Below are 23701 nucleotides of genomic sequence, written 5' to 3'. Positions count from 1 at the left end.
CCGCCCCGTCCGCCCGTCCCGGAAGGCCGGTCCATGCCCGCAGATCACTTGCCCTCCGCCCAGGGGGCGTCAGAGGGACCGCTGCTGGCCCTGCGCGGGATCTGCAAGTCCTTCGGCGCCGTCGCCGCGCTCACCGATGTCGCCCTGGACGTCGCCGCCGGAGAGGTCGTCGCACTCGTGGGCGACAACGGGGCGGGGAAGTCCACCTTGGTCAAAATCCTCTCCGGAGTGCATCAGCCCGACGCGGGAACCGTCCGATTCGACGGCGGGACCGTCTCCATCCCCTCCCCCGCCGTCGCACAACGGCTCGGCATCGCGACGGTGTTCCAGGACCTCGCCCTGTGCGAGAACCTGAACGTGGTGGACAACCTCTTCCTCGGCCGGGAGTTGAGGGCGCTGCGGCTGGACGAGGTGGCCATGGAGATCCGCTCCCGCGCCCTGCTCGGGGAGTTGTCGGCGAAGATCCCCTCGGTACGCACCCCGGTGGCGGCCCTGTCCGGAGGCCAGCGGCAGACCGTGGCGATCGCCCGGACCCTCCTGGGCGACCCCAAAGTGATCATCCTCGACGAGCCGACCGCCGCTCTGGGCGTGGCCCAGACCGCGGAGGTGCTCGACCTGATCGAGCGGCTGCGGGAACGCGGCCTCGGCGTCCTCATGATCAGCCACAACATGGCCGACGTGCGGGCCGTCGCGGACACCGTGGCCGTCCTGCGGCTCGGCCGCAACAACGGGTTCTTCGACGCGGCCGGGGCCACGGCGGCGGATCTGGTCACGGCCATCACCGGAGCCTCGGACAACGTCGTCGGCCGACGCGCCGAGCGGGGCCGGGGCGCACGTGCGCACGGCAGGACGGAAGCGACGCGCGAGGGGGAGGCGTCATGACGGAACCGGCCGTTGCCACGAGCCCGGAAGGCGAGCGGGGCGGACCCCGGAAGAGACCGGTGAGCCGGTCCGAGGGCGCGCGGGCGCGGTGGCGGACGGTCTCCGGCCGACTGCGCGGCGGCGATCCCGGTCTCCTGCCGGTGCTCGCCGGGCTGGTCGTGATCTGGGTCGTGATGCAGATCCTCAACCCGGTGTTCCTTTCGAGCGCCAACCTCACCAACCTCACCCTCGAAAGCGTGCCGGTCGGCATCATCGCCCTGGGTGTCGTCTGCGTCCTCCTCGTCGGTCAGATCGACCTGTCGGTCGGCTCGGTCAGCGGGCTCGGCGCCGCCGTCCTGGCCGTCCTCTTCGTGGACCGGGGGCTGTCCGCCTGGCTCGCCGTGACGGCCGCGCTGGCTCTCGCGGCGGTGATCGGCTGGCTCTATGCCCGGATCCACCTTCTGATCGGGGTGCCCAGCTTCGTCATCACCCTCGGCGGTCTGCTCGGCTTCCTCGGCGTGCAGTTGTGGTTGCTGGGGCCCAAAGGCTCGGTGAACCTGCCCTTCGACTCGGGTCTCGTGACCTTCGCGCAGCTCCAGTTCCTCCCGCCCTGGGCGTCCTACACACTGGTCGTCGGGGGCGCGGCCGCGCTGTACGCGACCGGTGCCGCGCGCGCCGCAGAACGCCGCCGGGCCGGCTTGACCGCCGCCTCACGGCGGTTCCTCCTCGTGCGGAGCCTGGTGCCGGCGGCCGGTCTCGGCGGCGCGGTCTGGTATCTGAACCGGGACCGCGGGGTGGGCTGGATGTTCGTGTTCTTTCTCGCCCTGGTGCTGGCGCTGCACTATGTCCTGTCCCGCACCTCGTTCGGCACGTCGATGTACGCGGTCGGCGGGGGCAGGGAGGCCGCCCGGCGGGCGGGGGTGAACGTGAAGGCGGTCCTGACCACCGCTTTCGTGCTGTGCACGACGCTGGCCTGCGTCGGTGGGATGCTGTCCGCCGCGCGGCTCGCGGCGGCCAACCAGAGCAGCGGCGGAGGTGACGTCAACCTCAACGCCATCGCCGCGGCCGTCATCGGCGGCACGAGCCTGTTCGGCGGCCGGGGCTCCGCGTTCGCCGCGCTGCTCGGCGTCCTCGTCATCCAGTCGATCTCCAGCGGGCTCACCCTGCTGAATCTCGACTCCGCCTACCGCTTCATGGTCACCGGCGGGGTGCTGCTGCTGGCGGTGTCGCTGGACGCCGTGGCCCGGCGTTCGCGGGCCTCCCGGGGCATGGCCTGAGCCACCGCTCGTGTACGGCGCCGTCCGTCAGGGGGCGGCCCCGGTCCTCTTCGCGGTGCCGGGCCGCAGGCGGTGAGACATGCCGGTCGCCGCCGACGCCCGCCCGGTGAGCGGGCCGGGCCGTGCGGGGGCAGCCCGGTTCGTCCTCGGTCCGCCGCCGCCCGTACGGCCACCGGTTCCGGCTCCCGCGCGAGCACCTCGGTGGTCAGCAGCCGGACCCGGGCTCCGGGACCGGCGAGCCCGTCCGGCAGGGGTGGGTGCCGGGCGGGCGGCCTGCCCGCGGCCCCGGGCGCCTTCGGCGTACCGGTGCCACCATGAGGGGATGACCGAGCACGAAGAACGGACCGGCCGCCTCCTGGAGCAGGCGATCCTCGACCTGCTGGAGCGACGCGGCCCGACCGCGACCATCTGTCCCTCCGATGCCGCGCGCTCGGTGTACGAGGGCGACGACGACGGCTGGCGCTCCTTGATGGAGCCCGCCCGCCAGGCGGCTCGGCGGCTGGTCGGGGCCGGCCGCGTCGACATCACCCAGAAGGGCCGCCCGGTCGATCCGGACGAGGTCCGCGGCCCGATCCGGATCCGCCGCGTCCGCCGACGCTCCGAGGAGAGCTGATCCAGCGGTTCGCAGCGGCCGGGATGCCGGAGGGCGGGTTCCGGGCCGCCCCGTGGCCGGACGGCGGAGTCGGGGCCGCGACATCGGCCGCCGAAGACCCGTGCGTACAGGCGTGCGATACGTTGCCCGGCATGGCTGAACTCGCTCGCGTCACCTGGCCTCCCGCCCCGATCGCCACGGCCCGTCTCGTGCTCCGTGTCTCCGAAGCCCGCGACCGTGCGGCGTTCATCGACCTGTTCGCATCGCCGGAGGTGCGCGTCCACCTGGGCGGCCCCCGTCCGCGCGACGAACTCGAACGCGCCGTCCCCGAGGTGCCGGGCCGGCGTCCGGGTCTCTTCGTGGTGGAACTGGACGGGGCGATGATCGGCACGGTCACCCTGGAACGCCGGGCCGCCGAACGTCCGGGAGGTGGCCTGCTCCCGGACGGCGATCATGCCGAACTCGGCTACATGCTCCTGCCACGGGCGTGGGGGTCCGGGTACGCCGCCGAGGCGAGCACCGCCGCGCTCGGCTGGTTCGCCGGGGCGTTCCCCGGCGAACGGGTCGTCCTCTGCACCCGGGTCGCCAACGCCCCGTCGCTGCGCCTCGCGCACACGCTGGGGTTCACCGAGATGGCGCGGTTCGAGGAGTACGGGGCCGAGCAGTGGTTCGGGGTGTGGAGCCCGCCTTCGCCGCCCGCCTGATCGGGTCGCGGACCCTCTGCGAGCGGGCCGGATCGCGCTGGTCCCGCTGTTACACAACGATCATTGAGTGCGTCGGAACGGCCTCGGCATACTCAGGAGCCCGGGGCCGAACGCGTATCCGAACGCACCCCGTGCGGCTGGGCTTTCGCCCGTCGAACCACTCCTGAGCAGGGACCATCTTGCGAAAACGATCAACGAGGACGTATGCCCTCGTCGCTGCGGCCGCTGTCGCCCTCACAGCGGGCATGACCGGCCCGGCGTCGGCGGGCACCGGCAAACCCGGCGCCGAACTTCCGGGCACGGTGTTCCCGGGTACGGCCGAGGACGGGAAGCCGGGCGGCCGGTCCGGCGAGACCGTCACCCTGATCACCGGCGACCGGGTCCTCGTGGACTCCCGCGGCCGGGCCGGCGGTATCCAGCGGGCGAAGGGCCGGGAGGACATGCCCTTCTTCACCGAGACCCGGAACGGCCGCACCTATGTGGTGCCGCGCGATGCCCGGCGGCTCATCGCCGACGGAACACTGGACCGCCGGTTGTTCGACATCACCGAACTCGCCACGGCACAGAGCCGCAAGACTCACGGGGCCGGGCTCAAGGTGATCGTCGGCTACCGGGGCCCGGACGCCAAGTCCGCGCGCACCGAGGTGCGTTCCTCGGAGGGCACCACGCTCCGCCGGACCCTCTCGGTCCTCGACGCCGACGCCGTCACCGGCGCCGACAGCGCGACGGAGAGCGCGGGCGCCCTGTGGGACGCCCTGACCCGCCGACGCGCGGACGGGTCGGCGGCCGTGTCGTCCGGCGTCGCGCGGATCTGGCTGGACGGCGTGCGGAAGGCGACGCTCGACCGCAGTACGGGCCAGGTCGGCGCTCCGGCCGCCTGGGACCGTTCGTACGACGGCACCGGTGTGAAGATCGCCGTCGTGGACACCGGGATCGACGCCACCCACCCGGACCTCGCCGGCAAGGTGGTGGCCGAGCGCAACTTCAGCGGTTCGCCGGACGCCAAGGACCGTAACGGGCACGGCACGCACGTGGCCTCCACCGCGGCGGGCACGGGCGCGAAGGACTCCCGGTTCAAGGGAGTGGCGCCCGGGGCCCGGCTGATCAACGCCAAGGTGCTGGACGACCAGGGCATCGGTGACGACTCCGGCATCATCGCCGGGGTGGACTGGGCCGTCGCCCAGGGCGCGGACGTCATCAACATGAGCCTGGGGAACGCCGACTCCCCCGGAATCGATCCGATGGAAGCCCAGGTGAACAGGGTCTCCGCGGAGAAGGGCGTCCTGTTCGCGGTGGCGTCGGGCAACAGCGGACCGGGGCGGGGAACGGTCGCGTCGCCGGGCAGCGCCGACGCCGCGCTGACGGTCGGCGCCGTGGACGACGACGATCTGATCGCCGACTTCTCCAGCGCCGGCCCCCGGATCGGGGACGGCGCGGTCAAGCCCGACATCACCGCGCCGGGCGTGGCGATCACGGCGGCCGCGGCGGCCGGCACGGCCGGACAGAACCCGGCCGGGTACACCACCCTGGACGGCACCTCGATGGCGACCCCGCACGTGGCGGGCGCGGCCGCGATCCTCAAGCAGAAGAACCCGGCATGGACCGGAGCGCAGCTCAAGGCCGCCCTGACGGGGTCGGCGGAGGGTGGCTCCCCCACCGTGTTCCAGCAGGGAGCGGGCCGTCTCGCCGTCGGCCGGGCGATCGACCAGACCGTCGTCTCCGAGCCGGTCTCCGTCAACCTGGGCACGCAGGCGTGGCCCCACGCCGACGACACCCCCGTCACCCGCCAGGTGACGTACCGCAACAGCGGCGACGCCGATGTCACGCTGGACCTGGAGCTCGCCGCGCCCACGGGCGGGGACGGGAAGCCGGCCCCGGCCGGGTTCTTCGCCCTCGACGCGCAGCGGGTCACGGTCCCGGCGGGCGGCACCGCCTCGGTGGGTCTGACCGCCGACACGCGGCTCGGTGGCACGGTGGACGGTTCGTACGCGGTCACGGTCGTCGCCACCGGCGGCGGCCTCGCGGTGCGCACCCCGGCGGCGGTGGAACGGGAGAGCGAGTCGTACGACGTCACGTTCAAGACCTTCGACCGCGACGGTGCGGTCGGCTCCAACTGGCAGGCCGACCTGAAAGGTTACCGCGACTCCGCCTCCGGCCTGCGGTTCCTCCCCGACCTGTCGTCGGGCACCGCCACGGTCCGCCTTCCGCGCGGCACCTACAGCCTCGCGGCCGACATGCTGGTCGACCCGGCTGCCCCGAAGAAGGGCGTCGACCTGATCAGCGTTCCCGAGCTCTCGGTGACCGGGCCCACCACCGTCACCCTGGACGCCCGCACCACCCGGCCCGTGAACGTCGAGGTGCCGGACCCGGAGGCGCGTTCCACGCGCGCGGGGATGATGTACACGCTGAGTACGCCCGAGACGTTCATCATGGAGGGCGCCGAGTTCAGCGGCTTCGACCACCTCCGCACCGCCTACCAGGGCGAAAGGATGGCCGAGGGCGTCCTCGCCCAGCAGTGGTCGGCGCACTGGGAGCGCAGCGGCACCGAGTACAACGTCCTCACCGGAGGCCCGGTCCGTGAGCTGGCCACCGGCTTCGACAAGACCTACGCGGTCAAGGACATGGCCCTGGTGAAGGCCGACATCGGGTCGTCCGCGCCGGGCGCCGACGGCGCTCTCGCGGCGCACGGTCTGCTCGACTACGGGGGAGGTGTCGACGCCCTCTACACCGTGCGTCCCGCGCCGGAGACGCGCAGGGTGTACCTGTCCACGGAGGGCGGGGCCGCCTGGAACATCGTCGCGGGTGTGCTGACCGCGGCGGACGCCGACGGCAACCGCTCCTTCGACTCGGCCTTCGAACTCGACGGGCATCAGAAGTTCGCGGCGGGCAGGACCTACACCGAGACCTTCAACGTCGGTGTGCTGGGACCGCGGATGGGCACGGACGAGAGGATCGTGCGCGACGGCGACGACATCTACGGTGCGTTCCCGATGATCAGCGACGGGGCGGGCCACTCCGGTTTCGCGCAGTACACCGATGCGAGGACCACGATCCACCGCAACGGCAAGCTGTTCCTCCGGAAGGACGCCGCCATCGACCGGGAACTCTTCACGCTGACGCCCGAGTCCGCCGCGTACAAGGTGGAGACCACGGTCCACCGGGACCCGAAGGTCAATCGCACGGGCACGCGGATCGACGCCTCCTGGACCTTCACCTCGGCCGCTGCCGGGAGTCCGACGCAGCTGCCGGTCTCCACGGTCCGCTTCCTGCCGAAGCTCGCACTGGACTCCACCGTTCCGGCCGGCGGCATGCATACCTTCCCGGTCCAGGTGCAGGGCGCGGCGGCCGGTGCCAACCTGAAGTCGCTGCGCGTCCTGGTCTCGTACGACGGTGCGACCTGGCAGCCCGCACCGGTCATGGCGGGGAGCGTCACGGTGCTCGGTCCGGGGAGGGGCAAGGCGGTCTCGTTGCGGGCCGTCGTCTCCGACAAGGGCGGCAACGAGTCGACGGTCACCGTCCACAACGCCTTCTTCGGCCGGTGAGACCACAGGGTCCGCAGGGCTGAACCCGCCCTTCGCGGGGCACGGCCCGGAGTGAGCGAGGCATGAGCGCGGCCCGCCGGAGGTGACTCCGGCGGGCCGCTGCCGTACCGTCGCGGACGACCGACCCGGTGGTCAGCGTGCCGGAGCGGGTACAGGCCGGACGGAGCAGTCGGCCGGGGGCAGTCGCCCGTCCCGGCCGACGAGGGTGACGGACGGAGCCCCCTGTGGGTGTGCCGCGTACGCAGCCGTGCAGACGAGCTGGTCGCGGGCGCGTGCGGTCAGCTGCCGTACCCCCGTGTCCAGTTCGACCTCGACGGTGGAGCCGCCCGTCACGACCCGGTCCGCGGCGGACGCCGTGCCCGGCAGGGAGGGGGCGTTGCGGAGGCCGGCCCGCCGTTCGTCCTTGTTCGGTCCGGTGAGCTGGGCGGTGACGGCGGCGAGGGGCGAGAGCGCCTCGTCCTCCTCCTCGCCGTTCGAGGGCGCGTCGCCGCCGTGCCACGGGACGTCCAGGACGCGCGGCACGGGCAGCAGTTCGCCGTCCGGGGCGTAGAAGAACAGCAGCAAGCGCGTCTCCCGTGCCGGCAGCAGGTCGCCGACGGCCGGCCTCCCGGCTGCGACGACCTCGGTCTCCTGGATGCCGCAGCCGGTGAGCGGCCCCTGGGCGAGTGCCAGCAGTACGGCGAGCCGGGCCGCCCTGCCCGCGCGGGACGTTCGCACCCTCACGCGGTGGCCTCCGTCCGGACCGGTCCGTCCTCCGGGCGCGTCTCTCGGGAGGCGGGCCCCTCGTAGGGCAGTTCCACGGTGAACAGCGCGCCCCCACCGGGCGCGTTCTGTGCCCGGATCGTGCCCCCGTGGAGGCGTACGTTCTCCCGGGTGATCGCCAGACCGAGCCCGCTGCCCGACGAGCGGGAGCGCGCCGCGTCCGCCTTGTAGAAGCGGTCGAAGATGTGCGGCAGGGCGGTGTCCGCGATACCGGGGCCGTGGTCCCGCACCTCGGCCACCAGGGTGTCCGCCCGCGGTGACAGCCGTACGGTGACCGGTTCGGCGCCGTGGCGCAGGGCGTTGCCGACGAGGTTGGCCACGATGACGTCGAAGCGGCGTGGGTCGAGGCGGATGCGGATGCCCTCGGGCAGCTCCGTAACGACCCGGTCGTGCCACCGGCGGCCGGAGAGGGTCCTGCGTACGGCTTCCGCCGCGTCCACCTCGTCGGTGTTCAGCTCGGCCACCCGGGCGTCGAACCGGGACATCTCCATCAGATCCTCCACCAGCAGGGCCAGCTTGCCGGTCTCGGCGCTGATCAGGCGCACCGCCCGCGCGGTGTCCGGGTCGAGCCTCCCGGCGTCCTCGTCCAGCACGTCCGTGACGGCGAGCATCCCGGCGAGCGGGGTGCGCAGTTCGTGCGAGACGTCCGACGCGAAGCGCCGGGCGCGTGCCCCGGCGTCCTTCAGCTCCTGCACGGAGTGTTCGAGACGGGCCGCCGAGGCGTTGAACGTCCGGGCGAGGTCGGCCATCTCGTCCCTGCCGCGTACGGCGATCCGGGTGTCGAGCTGCCCGCCGCCCATGGAGTGCGCGGCCCGCCGCAGTTCACGGACGGGCCGCAGCACGCTGCGCGCCGCGAAGAGGGCCGGCACCAGGGCCACGGCCAGCCCCGGCAGCGCACCGTCGCGGGCGGCGGTCACCAGGGCATCGATGTCGGTCTCCTCGTTCGCCATCGGCATCACGGCGTAGAGGACCAGGCCGCTGGGCACCGCGCGGCCGCCCGCGACGACCCGTGTCATCACCGGCATCCCGACCGTCAGATACGCGTCCCCGTCCTTGACGACCCGCTGGAAGGCACCGCGCGGTGCCGTGCGCGCGGAACGGCGCAGGTCGGCGGTCAGAACCCCCGAGGCGGGCCGGTCGCCCGAGGAGACGCGCAGCGATCCGTACTCGGCGAACACGATCCACGGATGGGGTTTGGAGCGTGCCGCGATGTCGTACAGCGCCCATCGGGTCGCCTCCGGGTCCATGGGCAGGCCGGGGACGAACCGTTCGGCCTCCTCACGGAACGAGGCGACGGCCGTGTCCTGCGCGCGTTCGAGGACGGCGCTGCGCGCCTCGCGGTAGGTCAGGGCGGCGGTCGTCGCGGCGCTGACGGCGGCCACCAGCAGGAACGCGAGCACCAGCCGGGTCCGTACGCCGAACGCGGCGGCCGCTCCGGGTATCTTCACAGCGGTCCGAAGCGGTAGCCGAACCCCCGCAGGGTCTGGATGTACCGGGGGTGGTCGGACCGGTCCTCGATCTTGACGCGCAGTCGGCGTACGCAGGCGTCCACCAGGCGTACGTCGCTGTGGTAGCTGTGGTCCCAGACCTCTTCCAGGAGTTGCTGACGACTGAAGACCTCGCCCGGCCGGGCCGACAGGAACAGCAGCAGCTTCAGCTCGGACGGCGCGAGGGCGACCGGCTGGCCCGCTCGCAGGACGGTGTGTCCGGCACGGTCGATATCGAGGTCGCCGTGGGGTTCGACGGCGGGCCGCGGGCCGGCGGGGGCTTCGATACTGCGCAGCACGGCACGGATGCGGGCCTCGATGACCTCGGTGCGGGCGGGCTTGACGACGTAGTCGTCCGCTCCTGCCTCCAGGCCGACGACGATGTCCCCATCGTCGCCGCGCGCGGTGAGCATGATGATCGGCAACTGGCTGGTCCTGCGCACCCGGCGGCAGACCTCGACACCGTCCATCTCGGGCAGCATCAGGTCGAGCAGCAGGAGATCGGGACGGAACGCGTCGAGTGCTTCCAGGCCGGCCTCGCCGGTGGCGGTGGCGAGGACCTCGTGGCCGCGTCGCCGGAGCCCCATCTCGACGCCGTCCCGTACGGACGGGTCGTCTTCGACAAGGACGACGCGTGGCATGCCGTGTCTCCAGGCTCTGGGAGAGGGATGAGGGAGGGAGAGGGGCCGGGGCCACGGCGGGGCGGGAGCCCCGCGCCGGCCCGGCTGCGCCGGGGGTGGCGCGGGTTCAGCTGGTGGGGGCGGCGTGGACGCTGACCGCGTAGCCACCACCTTCGCGGTAGGGATCGCCACTCCAGGTCGCGTACCGCTGCCGCAGAGTCAGACCGGCCCGTGTGCACCAGTCGTCGAACTCGTCGAGGGTCACGGGCGCTTCCTCCAGCGGCAGGTGGGCCGCGTCCAGTCCCATGCCGGTGACCAGCAGGCCGCCGGGGCGCAGTACGGCGGCAAGGTGTCCGACGACGGTTTCCCCGGTGCCGGGGGCGAGGAGGGGGATGACGTTGCCGGCGGCGAGCACCAGGTCGTGGTCCGGGTCCAGGCCGAGATCGTCCAGCCGGGCCAGGTCGCCGAGGAGCCAGTCCTGGTCCGGCGCGTCCCGCCGGGCGACGGCGAGCATCGACGGGTCGACGTCCACCCCGGTGCAGTGGTGGCCCAGTTCGGCGAGACGGATCGCGATGCGGCCGGTTCCACAGCCCGCGTCGAGCACCTTCGCGGCGGACTCCACCAACGCGGCGCAGAAGGTGGCCTCGCCATGGACGTCATGGCCCGATGCGGCGAGCCGGGCGAAGCGCTGCGCGTATTCCTCCCCCGCCCGGCCCCCGGTCAGTTCCGCCCAACGGTCGCGCTGCCCAGTCATGCTGTCCCGTTCCTCCGGTCGTCTCCCCCGAGCGCGAGCATAATCGAGGGCGCCGTACGGGGTTCCCTTCCCTTCGGGCGGTCGGCCGCGGGCCTGCGCTGTCTCAGTCCTGCTGCTCCAGCGAGTCCGCGAACGCGCGCAACGCGTCGGCCAGGTCCTTCTTCGTGGGCAACTCGTCGACCTTCTTCTCCAGCTCGTCGATGCGCTCGGCGACCTCCGCGAGGTCGACCGGAGCCGTGGGCGAAGGGCTGGGCCCGTCGGTGGGGTGCGGCCCACTCGGGCTGGAGCTGGGCTCGGGTCCGCCGGAGGATCCGGAGTCGCCGCCCTCCGATCCGCCGGAGCCACTCACGCTACCGCCGCTGTCGGCACCGTCGGAACCGCCCTCGCTCGCACCGCCGTCGGAGCCACCGGAACCGCTCACACTTCCGCCGTCGGAGCCGCCCGAGACCTCGCCGCCACCGCTCGGCGTCGGGGGGACGGTCTCGGCCGATACCGGTTCGGCAGGCCTGTCGTCCGACGTACCGACCGCCAGCGCACCGCCGACACCGAACACCACTGCCGCGGCAGTGCCGACCACTGCCGCCATCACGCGTCTCGCCCGTGTCGTTCCCGTGGTTGCCATGGTCCGGAGCCTAGCCATCACGTCCGACGGAAGGACGGGTTCCGGCATGCCCGCACAGTACGGGGCAGGAACCGTAGGGTCTTCGGCCCGGACCGCGCCCGAGGGCGAAATGGGCTTCAGGTTCGCTTCAGTTCAGGCTGTTAGAGTGCAGTCCTGCGGCAATTCGCCGAGCGGCTTTGGTACTTCGTTCTACGGGCCGAATCGACCGGGACAGGGAGCGTAGGAATGCGCTGCAGGGAGATGCTGGCCTTCTACGCCGGTATCGCCATGCTCCTGATGATTTCCGCACTCGCTCTCGGTTCCTCCCCGCAGACTCCACAGCCCTCCGACGCGGCGGCTCGTTCCCAGGTCGTGTCCGTGTTCGACACGTCCGGGCCGAGTATGCCGCTGGACGGCGTGGACGGTGAGGCCACGCTCCAGCAGCGCCACAAAGCGGGTGGCACGACGGCGTCGGCCCCCGTTCCGGCGGCCGCCCCCTCCCCCTCGCCGGACCTGTACGACGGTGCGGCGGACATCGCCCGGCAGCACGCTTCGCGCGCTGGATCGCAGAGTCCTGTCCAGGTCCGAATCCTTCGCTGCTGAGCGGGCGGTCCCCCTCGGTCCGGGGCTGTCCGCCGGGCCCCGGACCGGCCGGCACCGTACGGCGGTGCGGCCACCGGATCCCGTACGTCGTCCGGTGTCCGGCCCCTGCGGTGAGCAGGCCGTGTGCGTGTTCAGGAGCTGGCCGCCCGGCGGTGGACGCGCACCGTCACACCCCCTTCCCTTCCTTGCGCATCCCGTAGCCCGCCCCTCACATCCGCATCCGCGCGCGTATCCGGTAATCCGGACCCTCACCCGAAGCCCGTCATTCGATTCCCGTAGAAATGCGGCGCGATGCGGGCAGCACGGGTTCCCCGCGCATTTCTCGACCCGCACCGTACGAGACCGAATCGATCGGCATTCCGGTCACGGCCCCGAATCAGTCCTGGAGCAGAAGCACATGTATCACTTCCCCCTCGCCTCGGAGCCGACGAGCGGCATCGCCGGGTGGGCGACCGGACTCGTGGAGACGATGGGCGGCCCCGGAGCCGGGCTGGCGATCGCGCTGGAGAACCTCTTCCCTCCGCTGCCGAGCGAGGTCATCCTGCCGCTGACGGGCTTCGCCGCGGGGCAGGGGGTGATCAGCCTGTTCTCCGCCCTCTTCTGGACGACACTGGGGTCGGTGGTGGGTGCTGTCGCTCTCTACCAGATCGGCGCTCTTTTCGGCCGGGAGCGCATGTACGCCCTGTGGGAGCGGCTCCCCCTGGTGAAGGTGTCCGATCTGGAGAAGACCGAGCGGTGGTTCCAGAAGCACGGGATGAAGGCCATCTTCTTCGGCCGGATGATTCCGATCTTCCGTAGCCTGATCAGTGTCCCTGCGGGTGTCGAGCGGATGCCGCTGCCGACGTTCGTGCTCCTCACCGCTCTCGGCAGCCTCATATGGAACTCCGTCCTCGTCATGGCGGGCTATCTGCTGGGGGATCGGTGGGACCTCGTGGAGCGTTATGTCGGGGTGCTCTCCAAGGTGGTACTCGTACTGGTCGTCGCTGCGCTGGTCGTGGCCGTCGTCCGCAGGGTGCGGGCCCGTCGGGGGGAGCGGCGGAAGGACCACGTGTGACCGTTGCGGCGAACCGTGCGGGGCAGGGCGCTTCGGGCGGCTCACGGGCCACCGGGCGAGGGCCGCCGCGGGGCTGTTCACGGACAACCGCCGCACAGGGGTCGCGCACGGTGCGCGGTCCATCGATCCGATCGACAAGGATGGCAGGCATGGCTATGTGGGACCGCATCAAGGAACAGGCCAAGGGGTTGCAGCAGCAGTCGCAGGGAGCCGGAGGTACGGCCGGCGGCCGGCAGCCGGGTTCAGGAGCCGGGGGTGGCTCGAAGGAGAAGCTGGTCGGGCTTCTCAAGTCCCAGCTCGGCTCGCTCAAGACGGAGTTGAAGAGCGGGGCCTACCGGGACGCCAGCATGGCGATGTGCGCGTTGGTGGCGGCCGCCGACGGCTCGGTGGCCCCCGCTGAGCGACAGCACGTGGAGTCGCTGATCCTGCAGAACGACGTCCTGCAGAACTTCCCGCCCGAGCAGCTGCGGCAGAGGTTCAACAAGCACGTCGACCAGTTGATGTTCAACTTCCCGCAGGGCAGGGCCGAGGCGATGCAGGAGATCGCGAAGGCGGCGAAGAAGCCGGTGGAGGCCAAAGCGGTCATCCAGACGGGCTTCGTGATCGCCGGTGCGGACGGGTACATCGCCCCGGCCGAGGCTCAGGTACTGCGCGAGGCGTGCACGGCGCTCGGGGTCGCCCCGCAGGAGTTCGGCCTCTGAGAGGAGGGCGTGCCCACCTCAGGGCGTGAGTCCTGACGGGCTGGTTCGGGGCCCACCCGGAGGACGCGGGTCGAGACGCCCGAGCAGGTCCAGAGGCGCAAGGACGGCGGCCGGCATCCCGAGCAGACGCGCCCGCCGAGCGGCTGAGGCCGCCATGGGCAGGGTCGGGTAGACGGGCATAGCGCAGATTTCGTACCCGGTGGGCAGTGGCAGGGGTACGTGCGGCCCCACGGGGGCGGGGCCGGGGGGTCCGACTCGGTCGGGGCGCCGTCCCGGTGGGCCGGTCTCGTCGTGGATTCCGTCAGGGGACCGGTCGCTTCGCGGTGTTGGCGGAAGCGCCGCAGAAGCCGGAGAAGGGACGGCGCGCCTTCGTCACCGGTATGCCGTTCGGACTCGTCGGCAGCTTCGACGAGCGGCGGCCGGACGCCGGCGATCTGTCCGCCGCCCCCGCTGTCGCCGAGCGCCTGCGGGACGAACAGCCGCCGTCGGTCCGGCCGGTCGCGGCCGGCCGCCGTTTCTTCCCGCGAGCCCGGATCCGGGCTCGCGGGAAGAAGCGGTCAGGCGGTCACCTTGGCGATGAACGCGGCGAGGTTCTTCATGGTCCGTTCGATCTGCTGCTCCAGCGGGAGGGACTCGCGCAGGCGCCCGCCCATGCCCGCGTCCTTCTTGCCCCGTACGTAGAGAGAGCAGGCGAGGTCGCTGCACATGTACGTGCCGACCGAGTTGCCCTGCTGACCCGCCTTGCCCGACCGGGGTGCCACCAGCAGCGAGACGCCTCCGGTGTGGACGGTCAGACAGATCGGGCACATGCTGCGGCGGGTCTGCCAGGAGCCTGCGTCGGAGGAGCGGAGCTGGATGGCGAGGGGCCCTTCATCGGTCGGCAGGACCAGGTAGGCGCGGTCGGGGGCCTGCGGGTCGCGCCAGCCCAGGAAGTCGAGGTCGTCCCAGGGCCGGTCGGCCAGGTCGCGCGGGACGGCCAGCCGCTTGGCCTCCCCCTTGGTGCAGTTCACGAAGGCGGTGCGGATCTCTTGCTCGGTCAGGGGCTTCATACGAACCAAGCTAAGTTGCCTAAAACTATTAGGCAAACGTATATTCCTTTAGGTCATCAGCGAGGGCTTTTCAGGGAGTGGTATGACGCGAGCAGGGCTGGACGCGGAGAGCGTGGTACGAGCCGGGGCCGAGCTGGCGGACGAGATCGGCTTCGAGCGCGTGACCCCCTCGGAGCTCGCCCGGACGCTGGGCGTCAGGGCCGCGAGCCTGTACTCGCACGTCAAGAACGCGCACGACCTCAGGACGAGGATCGCCCTGCTGGCTCTGGACGAACTCGCCGACGAGGCGTCGGCGGCCATCGCGGGGCGGGCGGGCCGCGACGCGCTCGGCGCGTTCGCCGACGCCTACCGTGACTACGCACTCCGGCATCCGGGCCGGTTCGCCGCCGCACGCTACCGGCTCGACCCGGAAACGGCGGCGGCGAGCGCGGGCGTGCGGCACTCCCGGCTGACGCGGGCGATCCTGCGCGGCTACGACCTGGACGAGCCGCGGGAGACGCACGCGGTGCGGCTCCTGGGCGGGTTCTTCACGGGCTACGTGCAGCTGGAGGGGGCCGGCGGTTTCAGCCACAGCTCCCCCGACTCGCAGGAGAGCTGGACGGCGATCCTCGACGCGCTCGACTCCCTGCTGCGCGACTGGCCGGCCTCTCCCTGAGGCCTCGGGAGTGATCGGCACGCCCTCGTATGTCCCGAACCGTATGCCCGGTGCCCCGACCGCATGTCCGGTGCCCCGAACCGTATGTCCCGAACCTGCGACGAATGAAGAGACCGGCCCCATGACCTCCTCCCACGACTGGACCACGACTCCGATCACCACCGCCATCCTGCGGGGCGCTCTCGACCTGGAGCGGACGGAGCGGGGGGTGCTGCCGCACCGGCTGCCCGCGGCGGCACGGCGGCAGATCCCGGACGGCCAGCTCGCCATGGCCGAGTCACAGCCCTCCGGGGTCCGGCTGGCGTTCCGCACCCGCGCCACCGCCGTGGAGCTGGACGTGGTGGCCACCAAGCGGGTCTACGCCGGGGCTCCGCCGCGCCCGGACGGGGTGTACGAACTCCTCGTGGACGGCCGCCTCGCGGGCCGGGCCGGCGCCCCCGACGGGGACACGCTCACCATCGACATGGCAGCGGGCACGGCTCTGAGCAGACCCGGCCCGACGGAGACGCTCCGGTTCACCGGCCTGCCGGGGGACGAGAAGGACGTCGAGATCTGGCTGCCCCACGACGAGACGACGTGCCTGGTCGCCCTGCGCACCGACGCGCCCGTGATGGATCCCCGGCCGAGCGACCGCCCCGTCTGGCTGCATCACGGCAGCTCCATCAGCCACGGCTCCAACGCGACCACCCCCACCGGCACCTGGCCCGCCCTGGCAGCGGCCCACGGCGGGGCCGAGCTGATCAATCTGGGGTTCGGCGGCGGTGCACTGCTCGACCCCTTCACCGCCCGCGCCATGCGTGACACACCGGCCGACCTGCTCAGCGTCAAGATCGGCATCAACGTGGTCAACGCGGACCTGATGCGGCTGCGCGCGTTCGGTCCGGCCGTCCACGGCTTCCTCGACACCCTCCGCGAGGGACACCCCACCGCCCCGCTGCTGGTGGTCTCCCCGATCCTCTGCCCCATCCACGAGAACACTCCGGGGCCCTGTGCCCCGGACCGCAGCGCGATGGGCGAGGGCCGGCTGCGCTTCCTGGCCACGGGCGATCCGGCGGAGGTCGCCGCGGGGAAGCTCACTCTCACCGTCGTCCGGGACGAGCTGGCCCGGATCGTGGAGCAGCGCGCGGCCACCGACCCCCATCTGTTCCACCTGGACGGGCTGGAACTCTACGGTGCGAGCGATCACGCCGAACTGCCGTTGCCCGACGATCTGCACCCGGACCCCGCCACCCACCGGCGTATCGCCGAGCGGTTCGCACAGCGTGCCTTCGGCCCCGGCGGGCCCTTCGCCCCGCAGGACCGGTAGACCACTTCCCGGTTCCCGGTCGGGAGCGACCGGGAACCGGGGGCGGGGCGAGAGCCCGGGTCGGGCTCCGGTGCGGTAGGTGCCCGGCTCCCGCCGCTCGCCGTTCCCTCCGGTTACGGAGCGTCCACCAGCATGCGGCCGTCCGTCGGGGTGAGGGAGGCGAGACCGCGCGCGTAGGCGGACTCCACGCGGGATCGCTCGACCGCGTTCGGCACCGCGTTCGTGCAGCTCGTGCCACCGGTGGAGCCCGACATCAACTGGGAGCAGGGGCCGGGCTTGGTGTCCGGCAGCCCCAGGCTGTGGCCGAGTTCATGGGCGGCGATACGGGTCTTGTCGTACCCCTGCGCGACCGCCTGGCTGCCCAGTTCCACCCTCACCAGGCCGCCGGGGCGGACGGGGCCGAGGGTGGCCTGCGGCCAGCCGCTGGTGGCCACGATCTGTATCTCGGCGCGTGTGCCGGGGGCGGCTTCGACGAGTTTGACGTTGGCGACGTTCGCGTTCCAGGAAGCGACGCCCGCGGTGATCGCCGCCTCCCAGCCACCGGCCCGGCTGTCGTCGTAGCGGAGCGTCACTGCGGCTGCCGTACCCTCCACCGCCGTCGAGGCCGGCGCGGGAGCCGCGTGCGAGGCCGTCGCCGTGGCCAGGGTGATCGCGGCGGCGACTCCGGCCGCCTTGAACCATCTCGAATCCAGCATTGTTCGTCCCTTCACTCGTGGGGGGCTCGGCTCCACGGGGAGCCGGGCGAGCGGGAGGGCGGTCGGCCTACGGGAAGCCGAGTGGCCACGATGGCCGGTCGCCGCTCTCCCGGGGGCCGCAAGAAGCTATGCCGCGATCGCACCTTGATCATGCACCTGTCATGAAATGAGGCCGGAAACGCACCCCGCCCGCCGACGGGGCCGAGGCCCGCCGCGACCGGCGACAGCTTCCGTACCCTGGGGGCATGCGCATGCGACCCACGCTCAGCTGGACCTCCGCCGAGGAGCCGCCGCCGGGCACGACCGACCTGGAACCGGTGGTCGACGCGCTGCGCGGTGGCGGGGTGCTGGTCCTCAGCGGGGCGGGCATCTCCACGGAGTCGGGCATCCCCGACTATCGGGGCGAGGGCGGGAGCCTGAGCCGCCACACCCCGATGACGTACCAGGACTTCACCGCCGACGCCGGGGCCCGTCGCCGCTACTGGGCGCGCAGCCATCTCGGCTGGCGTACGTTCGGCCGCGCCCGGCCCAACGCGGGACACCTGGCCGTGGCCGCCTTCGAGCGGCAGGGGCTGCTCTCGGGCGCGATCACCCAGAACGTCGACGGTCTGCACCAGGCCGCCGGCAGCACGGGCGCCGTGGACCTCCACGGGCGGCTGGACCGGGTGGTCTGCCTGTCCTGCGGCGACCGCAGCCCGCGCCGCGACCTGGCGCGACGGCTGGAGGAGGCCAACGAGGGCTTCGCGCCGGTGGCCGCCGCGATGAACCCGGACGGCGACGCCGATCTCACCGACGAGCAGGTCGGGGACTTCACCGTGGCGCCCTGCGCGGTCTGCGGCGGCATCCTCAAACCGGACGTGGTCTTCTTCGGCGAGGCCGTGCCTCCGCAGCGGGTCGAGCACTGCCGTGCCCTGGTCCGCGAGGCGGGCACCCTGTTGGTCCTGGGCTCCTCGCTGACCGTGATGTCCGGGCTCCGGTTCGTCCGGCAGGCCGCCGACGCCGGTACGCCGGTCCTGATCGTCAACCGGGACCCCACACGAGGCGACCGGCACGCCGTGGCCCGCGTCGCCCTGCCGCTGGGGCCGGCTCTCACCACGGTGGCCGGGCGGCTCGGCGTCCCCCTCCCCGACGGCGCGACCTCAGGACCCGCGTAGCGGGCGAGGCGTTCCGGCCTCCGCCGCTCACCGTCGGGCCACCCCGCCCCTCCGTAACCCTGCACGAATAAGGCATTACCGATATAGATGCTTATGGGCAGTTTTCTGTCCGTTCGGTCGGGTACCCCGGAGAGAGGCGGAGTGCGGCATTCCGCCGCCCCCACCGCACCGTCGTACCGGAGCTTTCATGGCAGAGCAGCGCACGAGTTCGTCCGCCGTCGGCCCGTCGGCCCGGGTGCTGCCGCCCGGCGCCGGACTCGGCGGCCCCGCGGACTGACCCGCCGCCCGATCACCCGTACACCTTTCCCCTCCGCCTTCCGAGGCGTCGAGAGCGAGGAGCACCTGTGTCCGCAGTACCCGACATCACCCTCAACAACGGTGTGACGATCCCCCAGCTCGGTTTCGGGACCTTCCAGATCCCGCCGGACGAGACCTGCGAGACCACGGTCGCCGCCCTGGAGACCGGCTACCGGCACATCGACACGGCCCAGATGTACGGCAACGAGAAGGAGGTCGGCCAGGCGGTCCGGGAAGCGGGGCTCGACCGCGCCGACGTCTTCGTGACGAGCAAGCTGAACAACGGCGCGCACGCGTACGACGATGCCCTCCGGGCGTTCGACCGCACCATGGAGCAGCTGGACCTCGACCACCTGGACCTCTTCCTCATCCACTGGCCCCTGCCGGGTGGTCCGGGGGACTACGTGGAGACGTGGAAGGCCCTGGAGGAGATCTACCGGTCCGGGCGCGTCAGGGCGATCGGGGTGTCCAACTTCCAGGAGAACCACCTGCGCAGGCTGCTGGACAACAGCACGGTGGTCCCCGCCGTCAACCAGATCGAGGTGCACCCCTACCTGACCCAGGACCCGCTCCGCGCCTTCGGGGCGGAGCACGGCATCGCCACGGAGGCGTGGTCGCCCATCGCCCAGGGCAAGGTGCTCGCGGACCCCACGATCACCCGTATCGCGGAGCGGGTGGGCAGGACCCCGGCACAGGTGGTGCTGCGATGGCACATCCAGCGCGGGGACATCGTCTTCCCCAAGTCCGTGACGCTGAAGCGTATCCAGGACAACTTCGCGCTCTTCGACTTCGAGCTGAACGACGGGGACATCGGGGAGATCTCGGCCCTCGACCGCGGCGAGCGCACCGGGCCCGACCCGGACACGTTCAACGGCTGAGCCGGCCCTGCACCGTGCGGGCCCGTCCGGGGTACGACGCCGGAAGGGCCCGCACCGTGTGCGCGGCTGCCGACGCGGCCCGTGCCGGCCGCAGGTCGACCTCCTCGACGACCCGTACATCCGTGTCCGCCGCCAGGGTGTCGAGCACATCGGGCGGGAGATCCGGGCGGGCGGCCAGCTTCTCCCGGTGCTCGACGGCCGGATCGGTGGCAAGGAGGCGTGCCCACGCGGCGGGGCCCGCGCCCGTGTCGAGCAGGGCGAGGGCCACGTCGGGCCGGGCCGGCGGGTCGACGTCCGCCGCCGTCAGCATGGACGGCCAGAGGGCCGGCCGTCTCGCCGTCGGCGAGACGGCCGGTCGACGAGGTGAGGGCAGGTTCTCGTTCGCGGCGAGCCCGCACGGGAGGTGGTTCACGGTCGGCATCCTGCCGGTCTCCGCCCGGCGCACGGGCGCGTTTCGTGTCCGTTCCGGCCCGCGCGGGGTCGCGGGCCGGAAGCGGAAGGCACACGTCCGGGGGCCCGCCGTGTCACCAGTTGATGCGGGCCGCCACCGGAAGATGGTCGCTGCCGGTGGCGGGCAGGACCCAGGAGCTCTCGGGCCGCACTCCGCGTACCAGGATCTGGTCGATGCGTACGACGGGGAACGCGGCCGGCCAGCTGAAGCCGAACCCGGCCCCCGCCCTCTCCTGGGCCGAGTCCATCCGCGAGGTGATGCCGGCGTAGGCGCGGTCGTCCAGGGTGCCGTTCAGGTCGCCGAGCAGCACCACCCGATCGTTGCGCTCGGCGGCGACGGCCCGCCCCAGCGACTGTGCGCCGGCGTCGCGTCGGCCCACCGAGAGCCCCGCCCGGGGGTTGACGCGTACGGATCCCAGATGGGCGACGTACACCGCGAGCGGTCCGTGGTCGGTGGCCACGGTGGTGCGCAGGCCCCGGTTGTCGACCATCTTCTCCGCGGCGGGTTTGGCGGCGCCCAGCGGCCCGGCGTCCATCGCTACGTCGACCGGGCGGGTGTCCGACAGCGGGAACCTGCTCCACACCCCGACCGTGCCCTGCACGGTGTGGTGCGGATACGCCGCGGCGAGTTCCCTCTCGTACGTCCCTCGGGCGTGCGCGGCCAGTTCCTCCAGGGCCAGCACGTCCGCGCCGGAGCCGGCTAGGGCGCGCGCGGTCCCGACCGGATCGGGGTTGTCCGCGCCGACGTTGTGGGAGGCCACCATGAGGTCGCCGTCCGGGTGGGTCTTGTCGGTGAGCAGCCCGCCGAAGAGGCTCAGCCATGCCACGACCGGCAGGAGCAGGGCGAGTGCGGCGGAGGCGGAGCGGCGCAGCAGTGCCCCCGCCAGCAGTACCGGCACCGCCAGGCCGAACCACGGCAGGAAGGTCTCGACCAGGCTGCCGAGGTTCCCGATCCGGTTCGGGATGCTCGCGTGCAGCAGCAGGAACACGCCCAGGAGCAGCGCCGCCGCCGCGAGCAGTCGGCCGCGCCGCCAGATGCCCGTCCCGCCGCGCCTGCCCGAGGCATGCGTCGTGCCGGGGGTGCCGGTCGTGGGCGCCTCTTCGGCCGCACCCCCCGCCACACGGGGGAATGTCGCCGCGATGGCCTCCCGGAGGACGGCCGGCACGGCGGCGAGGGACCGGCGGGAGCGAAGGGGTGGCGTACGCGTCGGCTGCGGGGGTCGAGTCATGCTGCCAGTGAAGGCGGCGCGCGGTTGCCGGCACGTATGCGCTTTTCGATACGCCGACGATATGTGCCGACTCCTACCATCGGGGCATGCGTGTGCTGATCGTCGAGGACGAGCCCTTTCTGGCGGAAGCCATCCGCGACGGTCTGCGTCTGGAAGCGATCGCGGCCGACATCGCGGGGGACGGTGACACCGCACTGGAGCTGCTGAGCGTCAACGCCTACGACATCGCCGTCCTCGACCGTGATGTTCCCGGCCCCACCGGTGACGAGATCGCCCGGCACATCGTCGCCTCCGGCAGCGGCACGCCGATCCTCATGCTGACCGCGGCCGACCGGCTCGACGACAAGGCGTCCGGGTTCGAACTCGGCGCCGACGACTATCTGACGAAACCCTTCGAACTGCGGGAACTCGCGCTGCGGCTCCGGGCTCTGGACCGCAGACGCGCCCACAGCAGACCTCCCGTGCGGGAGATCGCGGGTCTGCGGCTCGACCCGTTCCGCAGGGAGGTGTACCGGGACGGCCGGTACGTCGCGCTGACCCGGAAGCAGTTCGCCGTGCTCGACGTCCTGATCTCCGCGGAAGGCGGTGTCGTCAGCGCCGAGGAACTCCTCGAACGCGCCTGGGACGAGAACGCCGATCCGTTCACCAACGCCGTGCGCATCACCGTATCGGCTCTTCGCAGACGCCTCGGGGAGCCCGCCATCATCACGACCGTGCCCGGCGCCGGCTACCGCATCGGACCTGCGGCGGACGCCGGGCGCGGGAGCGGGGAAGACCGTGGCTAGGGGATGCCCGGCGGATCGGGGCCGGACAGGCCCCGAGGGCGAGCACGACGCGGTCGGGGCGGAGGGGACCACGGTCAGGCGGCCCGGCCTGAGCGTTCGCCTCAAGCTCACCCTCAGCTACGCCGGGTTCCTCATGGTCGCGGGCGTCCTGCTGCTCACGGCCGTGTGGGTGTACCTCCTGGAGTACGTGCCCGACGACTGGGACCGGCGCATGCTGCACCAGAACCCCAACCGTCAGCTCCTCGCGTACACCTTCGCCCCGGCGGCGGCCACCGTCCTGGGCGTCCTTCTCGCCCTCGGTCTGGTAGGCGGGTGGGTCCTGGCCGGCCGGATGCTCGCCCCGCTGGCCCGGATCACGGAGGCCACCCGCACGGCCACGGACGGCTCGCTCTCGCACCGGATCCGGCTGCCGGGCCGCACCGACGAGTTCCGCGAACTCGCCGACGCCTTCGACACGATGCTGGCCAAGGTCGAAGCGCATGTCGCCGAGCAGAAGCGGTTCGCCGCCAACGCGTCCCACGAGCTGCGCACGCCGCTCGCGGTGTCGAAGGCGCTCCTGGAAGTGGCCCGTGCCGATCCGGACCGTGTCACCGGCGACGTCATCGACCGTCTGCACAGCGTCAACGACCGCGCGATCGACCTCACCGAGGCGCTGCTCCTGCTCAGCCGCGCCGACCGGCGCACCTTCGCGCGGGAGCCCGTGGACCTGTCGCTGCTGGCGGAGGAGGCGGCCGAAACCCTGCTTCCCCTCGCGGAGGAACGTGGCGTCACCGTCGAGACGCACGGCGACGTCTCCCCCACGGCCGGATCGCCGGCCCTGCTGCTGCACCTGACCACGAACCTCGTCCACAACGCGATCGTCCACAACCTGCCGGAAGCGGGGGCCGTCCGGATCACGACGCGCGTCCGCCCCGGAGCCGTGGAGCTGACGGTCGAGAACACCGGGGCGCCCCTCGCCGCCGAGCTGGTCCCGACGCTCACCGAACCGTTCCGGCGCGGCGCCGAGCGGCTGCGGACCCACGACGCGGGCGTCGGCCTCGGGCTCGCCATCGTCGAGAGCATCGCCCGTGCGCACGACGGGAGGCTCACCCTCGCGCCGCGCCCGGCGGGCGGGCTCCGCGTCACGGTGGAACTCCCCGCCGCCCCGCGCGCCGACGGGTGAGCGCCGGCGACCGGGCGCGGTACGGCAGGATGGGGCCATGAGCGTAGTCAAGATCAATGTGCTGACCGTCCCCCGGGAACAACGTGAAACGCTGGAGAAGCGCTTCGCTTCGCGCGCCCACGCCGTGGAGAGCTCCGACGGTTTCGAATGGTTCGAGCTGCTCCGGCCCGTCGAGGGCACGGACGACTACCTCGTCTACACGCGCTGGCGCGACGAGGAGTCCTTCCAGGCGTGGATGGAGGGGCCGATGAAGGCGGCCCACCAGGGCGGCGACGCCCCGAGCGGTGAGCGCCCCAAGCCTGCGGCCAGCGGGTCGACCGTGTGGTCCTTCGAGGTCGTGCAGCAGACCGCGCCGGCCGGAGCGTAACCTCCGTACGCGGACGCGGCGCGCCCGTCCTGTCCGGTGCGGCCGGGCGGGACGGGCGCGGTGACCGGATCGTCGGCCGGGCCCCGGTGCGGCCGGGACCTGGTGAGTCCGGCCCG

Annotated in this window: 24 protein-coding genes; 15 read left to right on the top strand and 9 right to left on the bottom strand. The window is 72.4% G+C overall.

Features of this window, described 5'->3' with window-relative positions; translation table 11 throughout:
- Nucleotides 1-33 precede the first annotated feature (33 nt).
- The 5 genes from QFZ71_RS29950 to QFZ71_RS29930 all read left to right on the top strand — a co-directional run bounded on the left by QFZ71_RS29950 (nucleotide 34) and on the right by QFZ71_RS29930 (nucleotide 6976).
- A complete protein-coding gene (locus tag QFZ71_RS29950) occupies nucleotides 34-882 on the top strand; it encodes an ATP-binding cassette domain-containing protein (protein WP_307671282.1) in 849 nt (282 codons plus the stop codon).
- Nucleotides 879-2138, top strand: coding sequence for a sugar ABC transporter permease (locus tag QFZ71_RS29945; protein ID WP_307671281.1), 1260 nt, complete (start codon nucleotides 879-881; stop codon nucleotides 2136-2138). The genes QFZ71_RS29950 and QFZ71_RS29945 overlap by 4 nt, the downstream gene beginning before the upstream one ends.
- 322 nt (nucleotides 2139-2460) lie before the next feature.
- Complete coding sequence (locus QFZ71_RS29940) at nucleotides 2461-2751, top strand: DUF3253 domain-containing protein (protein WP_307671280.1); 291 nt, start codon at nucleotides 2461-2463, stop codon at nucleotides 2749-2751.
- 131 nt (nucleotides 2752-2882) lie between these two features.
- Nucleotides 2883-3434 (top strand): GNAT family N-acetyltransferase, encoded by a 552-nt coding sequence (locus QFZ71_RS29935; protein ID WP_307671279.1) that lies wholly within the window; start codon nucleotides 2883-2885, stop codon nucleotides 3432-3434.
- Nucleotides 3435-3613: 179 nt separating this feature from the next.
- The gene (locus QFZ71_RS29930) at nucleotides 3614-6976 is read left to right on the top strand and encodes a S8 family serine peptidase (protein WP_307671278.1); all 3363 of its coding nucleotides are present in this window, start codon (nucleotides 3614-3616) and stop codon (nucleotides 6974-6976) included.
- A gap of 132 nt (nucleotides 6977-7108) precedes the next feature.
- On the opposite strand, the gene QFZ71_RS29925 is transcribed toward QFZ71_RS29930, so the two are convergent.
- From QFZ71_RS29925 to QFZ71_RS29905, 5 genes are all read right to left on the bottom strand, one after another.
- Nucleotides 7109-7699: a hypothetical protein gene (locus QFZ71_RS29925; protein ID WP_307671277.1), complete on the bottom strand. Its 591-nt coding sequence runs from the start codon at nucleotides 7697-7699 to the stop codon at nucleotides 7109-7111.
- Nucleotides 7696-9186: a HAMP domain-containing sensor histidine kinase gene (locus QFZ71_RS29920; RefSeq protein ID WP_307671276.1), complete on the bottom strand. Its 1491-nt coding sequence runs from the start codon at nucleotides 9184-9186 to the stop codon at nucleotides 7696-7698. The genes QFZ71_RS29925 and QFZ71_RS29920 overlap by 4 nt, the downstream gene beginning before the upstream one ends.
- Nucleotides 9183-9866 (bottom strand): response regulator transcription factor, encoded by a 684-nt coding sequence (locus QFZ71_RS29915; RefSeq protein ID WP_307671275.1) that lies wholly within the window; start codon nucleotides 9864-9866, stop codon nucleotides 9183-9185. Before QFZ71_RS29915 ends, QFZ71_RS29920 begins: the two co-directional genes overlap by 4 nt.
- Before the next feature lie 106 nt (nucleotides 9867-9972).
- The gene (locus QFZ71_RS29910; protein ID WP_307671274.1) at nucleotides 9973-10599 is read right to left on the bottom strand and encodes a bifunctional 2-polyprenyl-6-hydroxyphenol methylase/3-demethylubiquinol 3-O-methyltransferase UbiG; all 627 of its coding nucleotides are present in this window, start codon (nucleotides 10597-10599) and stop codon (nucleotides 9973-9975) included.
- A 103-nt stretch (nucleotides 10600-10702) separates the two neighbouring features.
- Nucleotides 10703-11221 (bottom strand): hypothetical protein, encoded by a 519-nt coding sequence (locus QFZ71_RS29905; protein ID WP_307671273.1) that lies wholly within the window; start codon nucleotides 11219-11221, stop codon nucleotides 10703-10705.
- A 225-nt stretch (nucleotides 11222-11446) separates the two neighbouring features.
- Between QFZ71_RS29905 and QFZ71_RS29900 the strand changes: the two genes are divergently transcribed.
- The 3 genes from QFZ71_RS29900 to QFZ71_RS29890 all read left to right on the top strand — a co-directional run bounded on the left by QFZ71_RS29900 (nucleotide 11447) and on the right by QFZ71_RS29890 (nucleotide 13558).
- Entirely contained in the window at nucleotides 11447-11803 is a 357-nt protein-coding gene (locus QFZ71_RS29900; RefSeq protein WP_307671272.1) for a hypothetical protein, read from the top strand.
- Nucleotides 11804-12200: 397 nt separating this feature from the next.
- The gene (locus QFZ71_RS29895) at nucleotides 12201-12857 is read left to right on the top strand and encodes a DedA family protein (protein ID WP_307671271.1); all 657 of its coding nucleotides are present in this window, start codon (nucleotides 12201-12203) and stop codon (nucleotides 12855-12857) included.
- 149 nt (nucleotides 12858-13006) lie between these two features.
- Nucleotides 13007-13558 carry a tellurite resistance TerB family protein gene (locus QFZ71_RS29890; protein ID WP_307671270.1) on the top strand — a complete coding sequence of 184 codons (552 nt, stop codon included), beginning with the start codon at nucleotides 13007-13009 and terminating at the stop codon, nucleotides 13556-13558.
- A 557-nt stretch (nucleotides 13559-14115) separates the two neighbouring features.
- Here the strand turns inward: QFZ71_RS29890 and QFZ71_RS29885 are convergent.
- Nucleotides 14116-14607 carry an FBP domain-containing protein gene (locus tag QFZ71_RS29885; RefSeq protein WP_307671269.1) on the bottom strand — a complete coding sequence of 164 codons (492 nt, stop codon included), beginning with the start codon at nucleotides 14605-14607 and terminating at the stop codon, nucleotides 14116-14118.
- Between the two features lie 82 nt (nucleotides 14608-14689).
- Between QFZ71_RS29885 and QFZ71_RS29880 the strand changes: the two genes are divergently transcribed.
- Both QFZ71_RS29880 and QFZ71_RS29875 read left to right on the top strand, forming a co-directional pair.
- Nucleotides 14690-15262 carry a TetR/AcrR family transcriptional regulator gene (locus tag QFZ71_RS29880; protein ID WP_307671268.1) on the top strand — a complete coding sequence of 191 codons (573 nt, stop codon included), beginning with the start codon at nucleotides 14690-14692 and terminating at the stop codon, nucleotides 15260-15262.
- A gap of 121 nt (nucleotides 15263-15383) precedes the next feature.
- A complete protein-coding gene (locus QFZ71_RS29875; protein ID WP_307671267.1) occupies nucleotides 15384-16568 on the top strand; it encodes a GDSL-type esterase/lipase family protein in 1185 nt (394 codons plus the stop codon).
- Between the two features lie 113 nt (nucleotides 16569-16681).
- Here QFZ71_RS29875 and QFZ71_RS29870 read toward each other — a convergent pair whose 3' ends face one another.
- Entirely contained in the window at nucleotides 16682-17263 is a 582-nt protein-coding gene (locus tag QFZ71_RS29870) for a snapalysin family zinc-dependent metalloprotease (protein WP_307671266.1), read from the bottom strand.
- 245 nt (nucleotides 17264-17508) lie between these two features.
- Between QFZ71_RS29870 and QFZ71_RS29865 the strand changes: the two genes are divergently transcribed.
- Together QFZ71_RS29865 and QFZ71_RS29860 are read left to right on the top strand one after the other, a co-directional pair.
- On the top strand, nucleotides 17509-18417 hold the full coding sequence (locus QFZ71_RS29865) for an NAD-dependent protein deacetylase (protein ID WP_307671265.1): 909 nt from the start codon (nucleotides 17509-17511) through the stop codon (nucleotides 18415-18417).
- A 344-nt stretch (nucleotides 18418-18761) separates the two neighbouring features.
- Nucleotides 18762-19592 (top strand): aldo/keto reductase, encoded by an 831-nt coding sequence (locus tag QFZ71_RS29860; RefSeq protein ID WP_307671264.1) that lies wholly within the window; start codon nucleotides 18762-18764, stop codon nucleotides 19590-19592.
- On the opposite strand, the gene QFZ71_RS29855 is transcribed toward QFZ71_RS29860, so the two are convergent.
- Entirely contained in the window at nucleotides 19582-20004 is a 423-nt protein-coding gene (locus QFZ71_RS29855) for a hypothetical protein (protein ID WP_307671263.1), read from the bottom strand. The two genes, QFZ71_RS29860 and QFZ71_RS29855, sit on opposite strands and share 11 nt — an antisense overlap.
- A gap of 112 nt (nucleotides 20005-20116) precedes the next feature.
- On the bottom strand, nucleotides 20117-21271 hold the full coding sequence (locus QFZ71_RS29850) for an endonuclease/exonuclease/phosphatase family protein (protein WP_307671262.1): 1155 nt from the start codon (nucleotides 21269-21271) through the stop codon (nucleotides 20117-20119).
- Nucleotides 21272-21357: 86 nt separating this feature from the next.
- Here QFZ71_RS29850 and QFZ71_RS29845 point away from each other — a divergent pair, with 86 nt between their 5' ends.
- The 3 genes from QFZ71_RS29845 (at nucleotide 21358) to QFZ71_RS29835 (ending at nucleotide 23585) form a co-directional block, all read left to right on the top strand.
- On the top strand, nucleotides 21358-22056 hold the full coding sequence (locus QFZ71_RS29845; protein ID WP_307671261.1) for a response regulator transcription factor: 699 nt from the start codon (nucleotides 21358-21360) through the stop codon (nucleotides 22054-22056).
- A 133-nt stretch (nucleotides 22057-22189) separates the two neighbouring features.
- On the top strand, nucleotides 22190-23218 hold the full coding sequence (locus tag QFZ71_RS29840; protein ID WP_373465221.1) for a sensor histidine kinase: 1029 nt from the start codon (nucleotides 22190-22192) through the stop codon (nucleotides 23216-23218).
- Nucleotides 23219-23255: 37 nt separating this feature from the next.
- Nucleotides 23256-23585: an antibiotic biosynthesis monooxygenase gene (locus tag QFZ71_RS29835; protein ID WP_307671260.1), complete on the top strand. Its 330-nt coding sequence runs from the start codon at nucleotides 23256-23258 to the stop codon at nucleotides 23583-23585.
- Nucleotides 23586-23701: the final 116 nt, after the last annotated feature.

The sequence above is a fragment of the Streptomyces sp. V2I9 genome (genome assembly GCF_030817475.1).
Taxonomy (GTDB): Bacteria; Actinomycetota; Actinomycetes; order Streptomycetales; family Streptomycetaceae; genus Streptomyces.
The sequence above is the reverse complement of the archived record's forward strand: the minus strand, read 5'-3'. Positions and strand labels throughout refer to the sequence as shown.